The organism is Methylobacterium gregans, assembly GCF_022179245.1.
Taxonomy (GTDB): domain Bacteria; phylum Pseudomonadota; class Alphaproteobacteria; order Rhizobiales; family Beijerinckiaceae; genus Methylobacterium; species Methylobacterium gregans.
This window is the reverse complement of the sequence record NZ_BPQM01000193.1, coordinates 1-10,414: the sequence shown is the minus strand read 5'-3', so window position 1 is coordinate 10,414 and position 10,414 is coordinate 1. Positions and strand designations below refer to the sequence as shown.

8 protein-coding genes are annotated in these 10,414 nt (G+C 71.6%); 5 read left to right on the top strand and 3 right to left on the bottom strand.

Translation table 11 applies throughout. From position 1 onward, the window contains the following. The first annotated feature begins 504 nt into the window (after positions 1 to 504). The 3 genes from MFF54_RS27265 (at position 505) to ettA (ending at position 3,529) form a co-directional block, all read left to right on the top strand. Positions 505 to 1,386, top strand: a complete 882-nt coding sequence (locus MFF54_RS27265; RefSeq protein ID WP_370880339.1) for a DNA/RNA non-specific endonuclease — start codon at positions 505 to 507, stop codon at positions 1,384 to 1,386. Between the two features lie 9 nt (positions 1,387 to 1,395). Continuing rightward, on the top strand, positions 1,396 to 1,677 hold the full coding sequence (locus tag MFF54_RS27260) for a hypothetical protein (RefSeq protein ID WP_238307321.1): 282 nt from the start codon (positions 1,396 to 1,398) through the stop codon (positions 1,675 to 1,677). A gap of 199 nt (positions 1,678 to 1,876) precedes the next feature. After that, positions 1,877 to 3,529, top strand: coding sequence for an energy-dependent translational throttle protein EttA (ettA, locus tag MFF54_RS27255; RefSeq protein WP_238307320.1), 1,653 nt, complete (start codon positions 1,877 to 1,879; stop codon positions 3,527 to 3,529). Between the two features lie 107 nt (positions 3,530 to 3,636). On the opposite strand, the gene MFF54_RS27250 is transcribed toward ettA, so the two are convergent. The 3 genes from MFF54_RS27250 to MFF54_RS27240 form a co-directional block, all read right to left on the bottom strand. Beyond that, positions 3,637 to 4,494 carry a formyltransferase family protein gene (locus tag MFF54_RS27250; protein ID WP_238307319.1) on the bottom strand — a complete coding sequence of 286 codons (858 nt, stop codon included), beginning with the start codon at positions 4,492 to 4,494 and terminating at the stop codon, positions 3,637 to 3,639. Next, positions 4,494 to 5,261, bottom strand: a complete 768-nt coding sequence (locus MFF54_RS27245; RefSeq protein WP_238307318.1) for an SDR family NAD(P)-dependent oxidoreductase — start codon at positions 5,259 to 5,261, stop codon at positions 4,494 to 4,496. The genes MFF54_RS27250 and MFF54_RS27245 overlap by 1 nt, the downstream gene beginning before the upstream one ends. Before the next feature lie 172 nt (positions 5,262 to 5,433). Further along, complete coding sequence (locus MFF54_RS27240; protein ID WP_238307317.1) at positions 5,434 to 6,813, bottom strand: capsule polysaccharide biogenesis protein; 1,380 nt, start codon at positions 6,811 to 6,813, stop codon at positions 5,434 to 5,436. Between the two features lie 385 nt (positions 6,814 to 7,198). On the opposite strand from MFF54_RS27240, the gene MFF54_RS27235 reads away from it, so the two are divergent. Beyond that, positions 7,199 to 8,683 carry a capsular polysaccharide export protein, LipB/KpsS family gene (locus tag MFF54_RS27235; protein WP_238307316.1) on the top strand — a complete coding sequence of 495 codons (1,485 nt, stop codon included), beginning with the start codon at positions 7,199 to 7,201 and terminating at the stop codon, positions 8,681 to 8,683. Then, on the top strand, positions 8,680 to 10,158 hold the full coding sequence (locus MFF54_RS27230; RefSeq protein ID WP_238307315.1) for an LTA synthase family protein: 1,479 nt from the start codon (positions 8,680 to 8,682) through the stop codon (positions 10,156 to 10,158). Before MFF54_RS27235 ends, MFF54_RS27230 begins: the two co-directional genes overlap by 4 nt. Positions 10,159 to 10,414: the final 256 nt, after the last annotated feature.

The window sequence follows — 10,414 nt, the reverse complement described above, 5'->3', positions numbered from 1 at the left end:
ACGCTCTCGTTCTCGGCCAAGGGGAACTCTTCCGTTCTTGAAGCTGTGCCGGATCGCGCCACGTCCCTCTCCGGTCGCCATCGGCGCGGCTCACGCGATGCCCGGTAACGGGGCCGTGAACTCCGGGGGGACAGCAGGCACAACCGCTGTCATGATAGTGCCAGTTACGGATGATCGCTGCTCCGATCAATGTTGGGGCGCGATTTTTTGCGAATTCGTGCCCCTGCGGCAACATGAGGTCCGCCCTTTGAAATCCGTTCGTTCGTGCGGAATCACGCTGTCGGCCGCCCTGCTCTGGTGCTCAGCTTTGCTGGGTCAGGCTTCGGCCGCGCCTCGTCCGGTCGATGGCAATCTCACATTCGCGTGCGGCTTCCTCGGAGCCTGCCCGCCCCGGACTGTGCCGGGCGGCCCGGACCGGGAGGTCCACCCGTTCCGCGGCAGCCTCGGACGCCCGTGCGGCTGGCGCGAGCGCCCGACTCCGCAGGGTCCGCGGAGGGTGCGGATGTGCTACTGAGGCGCGTCCTCGCCGTCGCGCTCCTCCTCGCCGCCACCTCGGCCGCGGCGGAGACGGCCTGCCCCGGCCATTTCGCAGACGGGCGGGTGCCGGTGCTCACCAACCCGAAGCTCGCGGCACGCACCGTGTCCCTCTGCTTCGAGGCCTTCGCGGTGCTGCATTCGGGCGCCTCGCGCACGCCCCTCTACGCCGCCGAGCGTCTGACGCGGGAGAGCGTGGCGGAGGCCCGCGCGGTCGCGCGCGACGACAGCTTCCACGAGGAGGACCGGTTGCCGGAGGCGGACCGCTCGGTGCTGGAGGACTACGTCCATTCCGGCTTCGACCGGGGCCATCTGGCGCCCGCCGGCGACATGCCGACCCCCACCGCCCAGGCTCAGTCGTTCAGCCTCGCCAACATCGTGCCGCAGAACCGCACCTTCAACCGCGGCCTCTGGGCCGGCATCGAGGAGAGCGTGCGGCGTCTCGCACGCGAGCGTGGCACGCTCTACGTGGTGACCGGGGTGGTCTTCACCGGCGGCTCCGTCGACGCGGTGAAGAGCCGGGTTCTCGTGCCGACGCAGCTCTACAAGGCGCTCTACGATCCGGCCCGCGGGGAGGCCGGCGCCTACCTCGCACCGAACAGGCCCGGCGGCGCCTGGCAGCCGGTCTCGATCGCGTCCCTGCGGGGCACGGCCGGGATCGACGTCTTCCCGGGCCTGCCGGAGGCGGTGAAAGGGCAGGCCATGCCCCTGCCCGAGCCGCGCGAGTTCGCCCGCGGCGACGAGGCCGAGCGGCGCGGCCCGCGCGAGGAGACCTGGCAGGACTGGCTCTGGCGCGAGGCGGGTCGGGCCCTGCGCAAGGCGATCCGCGACGCCCTGCGCGCGATCTTCTGAGGAGGCCCCATGACGCGCAGCAGACACGGGACCGGCTTCGAGCCCTTCGCGGACGACGCGGCGGTGCGCACGCTGGGGGCGCTCACCTTCGAGAACGGGAGCGCGCGCATCGCCCTGCACGGCACCTGCGAGATCACCCGCGACAAGGCGGGCCTCGCGCTGGCACGCGAGCTGAGGCGCACCGCCGAGGCGATCGTCGCCGCGCTGGAAGCGCAGGACCTGCCGGAGCAAATCGCGGAGCCCGGGGAGCCCGACGAGCGGACGGAGCCGGTGCGCAACCCCTTCGCCTGACGGGCATCCTTCCATCGCCCGACGGGCATCCTTGCCCGCCCCGGCGCGTCCTGATACTCGGGCGTGATCATTTCCCGCGACAGGGGCCGGCGACCCGAGAGGATCGGGCGAACCGGCCCTCGCCCGCCCTCCGTGTCAGCCGTGCGCCGGCACGGCGAGCGCGAACGCGCCGGCACGAACGCTCATGAGGATACCCGCGATGGCCCGCGAATTCATCTACCACATGCGGGGTCTGACCAAGACCTACACGGGTGGCAAGAAGGTCCTGGAGAACGTCAACCTCTCGTTCTACCCGGACGCCAAGATCGGCGTGCTCGGCATCAACGGCGCCGGCAAGTCGACCCTGCTGAAGATCATGGCCGGCATCGACACGGACTGGACCGGCGAGGGCTTCGTCGCACAGGGCGCCCGCGTCGGCTACCTGCCGCAGGAGCCGCAGCTCGATCCGAACAAGTCGGTCCGCGAGAACGTGATGGAAGGCGTCGCCGAGAAGCAGGCGATGCTCGACCGCTACAACGAGCTCGCCATGAACTACTCCGAGGAGACGGCGGACGAGATGACCGCCCTCCAGGACCAGATCGAGGCGCAGAACCTCTGGGAGCTCGACTCGAAGGTCGATCAGGCCATGGAGGCCCTGGGCTGCCCGAGCGACGAGCAGCCGGTCGCCACGCTGTCGGGCGGCGAGCGCCGCCGCGTGGCGCTCTGCAAGCTGCTGCTCTGGGAGCCGGAGCTGCTCCTCCTCGACGAGCCGACCAACCACCTCGACGCCGAGACGGTGAACTGGCTCGAAGGCCACCTGCGCCAGTATCCGGGCGCGATCCTGATCGTCACCCACGACCGCTACTTCCTCGACAACGTGACGAGCTGGATCCTGGAGCTCGACCGCGGCCGGGGCATTCCGTACGAGGGCAACTACTCCTCCTGGCTGGTGCAGAAGCAGAAGCGCCTGGAGCAGGAGGGCCGCGAGGACATGGCCCGCCAGCGCTCGATCGCCCGCGAGACGGAGTGGATCGCGGCCTCGCCGAAAGCCCGCCAGACCAAGTCGAAGGCGCGCATCACCCGCTACGAGGAGCTGGTCGCCAAGCAGCAGCAGAAGGTCGATGCCACCGCGCAGATCGTCATCCCGATCACCGAGCGGCTCGGCCAGAACGTCATCGAGTTCAACAGCCTCTCGAAGGCCTTCGGCGACCGCCTGCTGATCGAGGACCTCTCCTTCAAGCTGCCGCCGGGCGGCATCGTCGGCGTGATCGGCCCCAACGGCGCCGGCAAGACCACGCTGTTCAAGATGATCACCGGCACCGAGAAGCCCGATGCCGGCGAGATCAAGGTCGGCGAGAGCGTGCATCTCGGCTATGTCGACCAGTCGCGCGACGCGCTCGATCCGAACGCCACCGTCTGGCAGGAGATCTCGGGCGGCAACGACATCCTCTACTTCAACAAGCGCGAGATCAATTCGCGCGCCTACTGCGCGGCCTTCGCCTTCAAGGGCAGCGACCAGCAGAAGAAGGTCGGCACGCTCTCGGGCGGTGAGCGCAACCGCGTCCACCTCGCCGCGACCCTGCGCAAGGGCGGCAACGTCCTGCTCCTCGACGAGCCGACCAACGATCTCGACATGGAGACCCTGCGGGCGCTCGAAGAGGGCCTGGAGGATTACGCGGGCTGCGCGGTGATCATCAGCCACGATCGCTGGTTCCTGAACCGGATCGCGACCCACATCCTGGCCTTCGAGGGCGACAGCCACGTCGAGTGGTTCGAGGGCAACTTCTCGGACTACGAGGCCGACAAGAAGCGCCGGCTCGGTCTCGAGTCGATCATCCCGAAGAAGCTGAAGTACAAGAAGTTTTCGCGCTGAGGATCGGCGCCGAGGTCATGGGCCCTTCCGCCACGCGGCGGGAGGGCTTTTTTTGCGCCCGCGTCGCTCGCCCTCCCCCGCAGAGGGAGTGGGAGACTGCGCGGCGGTCAACCCCGCGCGTTCAACGCCAGCGCCTCCGCCAAGTCCCGGGCGTCGGTCAGCTTCTGTCCGCGCGCCCGCATCGCCCGCAGCATCCCTCGGTCCGGGAACGGGCAGTAGGGCAGCACCGGCACGCGCTCGCCCTCGGGGATCGCGCCGTCCCTTGCGATCCGGTCGAGCAACGCTTGAAGCATCAGGAGGCCGTGCTGGTGGAGCTGCACCGAGGCCCGCGTCGCCGTCACGTTGGGCGAAAGCCGGAAGCGCTCCTGCGCCAGGATCGCGCCCGCATCGATCTGCGGGGCGAGCCGGTGCAGGGTCATGCCGAAGGCGTCGGGCCCCTCAGCGAGCGCGTGGATCGTCGGCACCGGTCCGCGGTGGCGCGGCAGCAGCCCCGGATGGGCGTTGATCCCGCCGAGCCGGGCTGCGGCGATCGTCTCGGGTCGCAGGATCTGGTCGAAATGGTAGGTGAGGATCAGGTCCGGGACGCGCGCGCGCAGCGCCTGGGCCACCTCCGGCCCGTTCACGTCATCGACGGTCAGCGTCGGCACGCCGTGGCGGGCGCAGAGCGCGGCGAGCGGCGTGGTCTCGCTGAGATCCTGGCTGCGCCCCAGCGCCTGAGTCAGGGGCGCCAGCGGGCGCAGCAGGTCGGGCAGGCCGAAATTGATGCCGAGATACGGCAGGATCGCGGGGCCCGAGCGGGCCAGATGGCGACGCACCTGGCCCACGAGGCCACCCGCCGCCGGCCGCTCGGTGTTCGAGAGCCCCACGAAGGCAATCTCGAGCGCGTGGTCGGCCACGAACCTGCGCACGGCCCGCGCGTTCGGGAGCGCCTCCAGAACGAAGAGCGCGATGCGGGCGCGCGCCATCAGCGCCGCTTCCGGATCTGGAAGCGGAAGCCGTGCATGCCGAGCCGGCGCAAGCGCTCGGGCAGGAGCCCGGCGCCGCGGGCGAGCACCGCGAGCAGCAGGGGGAAGGCGACGATGTCCCGGTCCCGCTCCAGCCCACGGGCGATGCGCCGGGCGGCCTCGTCCGCGCTCATCTCCAGCGGGCGCCAGCCCTTGTAGTCGCCGCCCATCGGGGTCTTCACGTAGCCGGGCGTCACGACGTTGATCCTCACGCCGCGCGCCCGGACCTTCTCGCGCAGCGCCAGGCCGTGGGCGAGGAGCGCCGCCTTGGCGCCGCTATAGGCGGGCGCGTCGGGCAGCGGCGCGAAGGCCGCGAGCGAGGACATCAGGGCGATCTGGCCCTGCCCGCGGGCGAGCATCAGGCTCACGCAGGGCAGCATGACGTTGAGGGCGCCGCCGAGATTGATGTCGGCGGTCTCGAAGGCGACCGCCTCGGTCTCGACGTCCCCGGTCGGGTGGCCGCCGTTGATCGCCGCGTTGACGACCACAAGGTCGAGCGGGCGGCGGGCGTGCGCCGTCTCCACGAAGGTGCGCACGGTCGGTCGGTCGCGCACATCGAGGCGCTCGGTCTCGACCGCGGCGCCGCGGCCGCGGCAGGCTTCCGCGACAGCCTCAAGCCGGGCGGGGTCCCGGGCGACGAGGACGAGGGTGGTGCCGGGGCCGGCATAGTGCCGGGCGAGCGCCGCGCCGATGCCGCTCGACGCGCCGGTGATCAGGATGCAGGGCATGGGGCGGTGCTACCCCGCCGGGCTTCGCGGGATCAAGCGCCGCGAAGTTCTGGATCCCGAAGGGCGAAGCCCTTGGGCGGGTTCTCAGGGCAGCGCCCTGAGACATGGCTTCGCCGACCAGGGCTCCGCCCTGGACCCGCGAAAGGCCTCAGGCCTTTCGAAACCGGGATTTTCAGTAAACCGGCGCTAGGCGCCCGTCCTCCTCAGCCCGCTCGCGGGTGGCGCGCGCGGCGGCAAGCGTCGCGTCGGGCATGGCCGATTCCATGCGCGGCACCGAGCCGGCGACCGCCCGGGCGATCGCGTCCTGCGAGAAGAAGCCGCCGTTCACCTGCGTCCGGTTGAGGACGACGCGGCGGAAATCGGCGACCAGATCCATGTCGGGCGGGGTCGGGTCGGTCCAGAAGCTGTCGAGGTCGCCCTGATGGGTCAGGCCCGCCATGTTGTAGATCGCGGTGCCGACCGCGTGGGTCGGGCGGCCCATCTCCAGCGACAGCATGCCGACCGTCGAGTTCACGATCACCACGCCGCGCGCGCCCGCGATCAGCGCCGGCAGGTCGCCGCCGTCGATGAAGTCGAGCCGATCGCTCACCCCGTGCCGCCGGGCCGAGGCGCGGGCGAAGCGGCGCCAATTCATCAGGCCGCTGTCGAGGGGGTGCAGCTTCACGAGGAGGCGCGTCGGCGCCTTCGAGGTCTCGGCGAAGGACTTGATCACCCGGTCCATGAAGCCCTCGACCCCGAGGAAGGGGGAGTGCACGCGGATCTGGTAGTCGCTGTCGAGCTGGAGCGGCAGCAGGAAGTAGTCGCAGCCGACCGCGCGGTAGATCTCGTCGCAGTGGGCCGCCTCGCGCCGGGTCCGGCCGCGGCGGGCGAACTTCTTGATCCAGCCCGCATACTCCATCGCGATATGCGTCGGCCGGTGGCTGCGGAAGCGCGGGTAGAGGTAGGGGAACAGGACGTTGGCGAGGTTGTAGCTGACGTCCCAGAAGCTGCGGCGCGCCATGTCGCCGGACGACGGCAGGGCCCGGGCCGGCTGCGGCAGGCGGCGGGCGAGTGCGCGGACCGCCTCGGCCGTGCGGGGCAGCGAGGAGAAGCCGTTCACGCCCCCGAGCTCGCAGGTGATCCAGTTCGGCCGGATATAGCCTTCCTCGAAGACGTGGACGCGCAGCCCCTCGCGCGTCGCGACCTCGCGGGCGACGACGTGGAAGGGGCGACAATCGCCGAACAGCACGATGTCGGTCACGCCGTGCTCGGCCACGTAGGCGTCGAGGAACGCCTCCCAGCCGGTGCGCGGCCCGCGGTAATGGTCGGACTCGCCGCCCCAGAACAGCCAGTCGCCCGAGCAGAAGTTGATGCGCCGGACATTGTGGCCGCGCGCCCGCAGGGCCCGGCCGAGATCCGAGAAGAAGGGCGAGGCGATGCCCTGCAGGAACAGGAAGGTCGCGGGACGGTCGCGGTCCGCGCCCTCGCGGGCCACCGTATCGATCGGGGTCGCCCGGACCTCGGGCCGCGGCGGCAGCCGGGTGGCCGTATCGGGGGTCGCGGTACCGGTCATCGCGGTGTCTTGGCGAGGCTGCAGCATTCTGAGGCGCTTCTGTCCTTCACCGCGCCGGAAGCCGCGGGAGTTTCCGGCAGTCGATCATGGGCTTGCACGACACCCCGGGTCTCAGCAATCCGCTGCGGGGGTCGATCCCTGTGAATCCTGGGGCCTGTGACCGTCTCGCAACGCGCCGTACCGCCCCGGTTCATCCCGGGGTATGGGCCAATCGCGGCGGCGATATGTCCGCACCGCTTGAGGTTGCAACCCGGGCCGGACTTGTCCCCGCTGCCCCCGTTTCGCACAGGATCGGTCCCGCACGCCCGAAAATGCGCTACAGGCGGGCGGGTCCCGGATATTCCACCGGTGAGCGACGAGAGAGGGCGGAGACATCGCCGCAGACATGGCCGCCGCATCGACCGACTTCTTCGCGATCGGACCGACGATCCGCTCCCTGCGCGCCGAGATCGAGGCGGCGACCGGGGGCGGCTGCGTCCGGTTCGGGCGGGCCGGCGCACGCGCGGCCGTGTGGCGGCGCGATTCCCTGTCCGCCCGGCTGGCCGGCCGGCTCGGCCGGGGGGTGCTCGTCGTCGAGCCCGGGCCGCTGCTGAGCCCCTACGACACGCCGGCGACCGGGCTCGCCTCGCTCCGCATCCACGGGCCGGACGGCGCACGGGTGCACCATTTTGATCCCTGGACACGCCGGCCGGTCTCGCCCGAGGACTGCGCCGAGAAGGTCGCGTGGCTCGCCGCGCGCTTCGCCGAGAACGACCGGCGCGTTGTCTATGTCGGCATCTCGAAGTGGAAACGACCGGCGCTCGACGTCTTCGCCGCGGGTCCGGCGGGACCGCCGATCCACACCATGACGGTCGCGGACGCCGTCGCGGCCGGGCAGCGCCACGGCGCGCGGGTGCAGGCCTGGGCGACCCGGGCGCCGGAGGCGCTGGAGGCGGCCTGCACCGAGGCCGGCCTGCCGCTCGCCCGGATCGAGGACGGCTTCCTGCGCTCGGTCGGGCTCGGCGCGAGCCTGCGGCCGGGCGCATCGATCGTCGTGGACGATGCGGGCATCTACTACGATCCCCGCCGCGACAGCCGCCTCGCCCTGATCCTCAAGGAGGCCGCGTTTCCTGCGCCGCTCGTCGCGCGGGCGCGGCGCCTGCGCGAGGAGGTCGTGGCGCGCCGCCTCAGCAAGTACAATGTTGGGCTCGATGCCGGCACGGCCGACTGGCCCGCCGATCGCCGGGTGGTGCTTGTGCCAGGTCAGGTCGAGGACGATGCCTCGGTGCAGTACGGCTCGCCCACCGTGCGCTCGAACCGGGCCCTGCTGGCGGCGGCCCGCGCGCGCAACCCCGACGCCTTCCTGCTCTACAAGCCGCATCCGGACGTCGAGGCCGGCTTCCGGCCGGGCGCGATCCCGGAGGCCGAGGCGCTGACGCTCGCGGACCGCGTCGTCGGCGGCATCAGCATCGTGGACCTGCTCGACCGGGTGCAGCACGTCGAGACCATGACCTCGCTCGCCGGCTTCGAGGCGCTGATCCGGGGGCTCACCGTCGCCACCCACGGGCGCCCGTTCTACTCGGGCTGGGGCCTCTGCGAGGATCTGGCGCCCGGAGCCGACCGGGGCCGGCGCCTCGCTCTGGACGAACTCGTCGCCGGCGCGCTCATCCTCTATCCGCGCTATCTTGACCCGGTAGCGATGAAGCCCTGCGAGCCGGAGCAGCTTCTCGACCGGCTCAGCGCCGCCCGGGAGACGGCGCCGCGGAGCGCGCTCGCCCTCGGCCGCCTCGCGCATCTGACGATGCGGGCGCGCTACGGCCTGCTCAACCCGATCGTCCGGCATCTGCGCGCGCGCCGGGGCATCCGCCAGTCTCAGGGACCGGACGCATGAGCTTCCTCGCAGCTCTGGTCTGCGCTCTCGCACTGGCAGCGGCGATCGAGGCCTGGGGCGGAGCGGCCCGCGCGCCCTTCAGCCGTCGCCCCGGCGACGTCGCTCTGCGATTCGGCGCCTACGCGCTGCTCACCCTGTTCTGGTTCTGCTTCTCCTGGCGGCCGTGGCTCGCCGCCAACAGCACCGTGACCACCGTCGCGGCGCTCGTGCTGATCAGCCGGGCGAAGCGCGGGGTGATCGGCGAGCCGCTGGTCTTCAGCGATTTCGCGCTGCTGCCGCAGGTGCCGCGCCACCCGCAGCTCTACTACATCCCGCCCGTAACGAGCCCGCGCGTCGCCGGGCCGGTCCTCGCCGCCGTCGCGGGCATCGCGCTCTGGTACGGGCTGGAGCCGAGCCTGCTGCCGGCAGGCGCGGCGCGGAGCCTCGCCGCGATCCTGGCTCTGCCGCTCGGCCTGGCGGCACTCGCCGCCGCGGCGATGCGGGGCCCACTCGCCCGGGCCCTCGCCCGGCGCTTCCCGCGGCCGGACCTCGAGGCGGACATCGCCCGGATCGGCCTCCCGGCGACGCTCATCGCCTACGCGCTGCGCCGCCCCGCTGAGACCGCACCCGCCGCTCCGCCGGCCGAACCGGCTCTGCCGGGCGATCCCGTCGTCGTCGTCATCCAGCTCGAATCTTTCATCGATCCGGAGCGGCTCGGCGGTCCCCCGCTGCCCGCCATGGACCTGATCCGGAGCCGCGCCGCCGAGTACGGCCGCCTGCGCGTGCCCGCGCACGGCGCCTACACCATGCGCAGCGAGCACGCCGTGCTCACCGGCGCCTCACCGGACGCGCTGGGCTTCGGCCTCTACGATCCCTACCTCGCAAGAGGCGGCGACGAGCCGGCAAGCCTCCCCCGGCGCGCTGCGGCGAACGGCTATGAGACGCTCTTCGTCCATCCCTTCCACCGCGACTTCTTCCAGCGCGCCCGGGTGATGGAGCGCTTCGGCTTCGACCGTCTCGTGATGGGCGAGGATTTCGCCGATGCGCCCCGCATCGGCCCCTATGTGGGCGACGTCGCACTCGGAGAGCGAGTCCTGGCGGAGGTGCGGGCGCGTCGTGGGCCGCTCTTCCTGTTCAGCGTGACCATGGAGAATCACGGGCCCTGGAAGCCCGGCCGGCTGCCGGGCCTGGACGATCCCCTGGCGCAGTACCTCCATCACGTGGCCAACACGGGACGGATGATCGAGGCACTGGTCGCGGGCCTCGCGGGCGAGCGGGCGACGCTCTGCGTGTTCGGCGACCATGCCCCCGCCCTGCCGACCTGCCGGCCGGGCTTCGGCGAGACCAGCACCGACTACGCCCTGTTCCGGTTCGGCGCTCCCGCCGCCGGGCCGCGTCGGATCGACCGGACGGCCGACGCGCTCGGCCGTCGCCTGCGCGCCACGCTTCACGCGGATATGACGCCTCCGGTAGCATCGAGCCCCACGCAAGCGTGACCGTGCCACTCTGGTGACGTAATGCGGGCGGATGGCGAGGCGCGACGACCCGTGACGGACGATGCGTGGCTGAACGCTCCGTTAAAGCGATCTCTGCCAAATGCGAGCAACGATCCTATGCCAGACCGACGACCGGCCCGCGGCCGGAGACCCGGATGGGAGTGTGTAATGGTGCGTAAAGCAGCGCTCGCCGCGCTGACGGCCGGCCTCGTGGCCGGATCCTCCGGCTTCCTGGCCGGCTGCTCGGTCCTGCCTG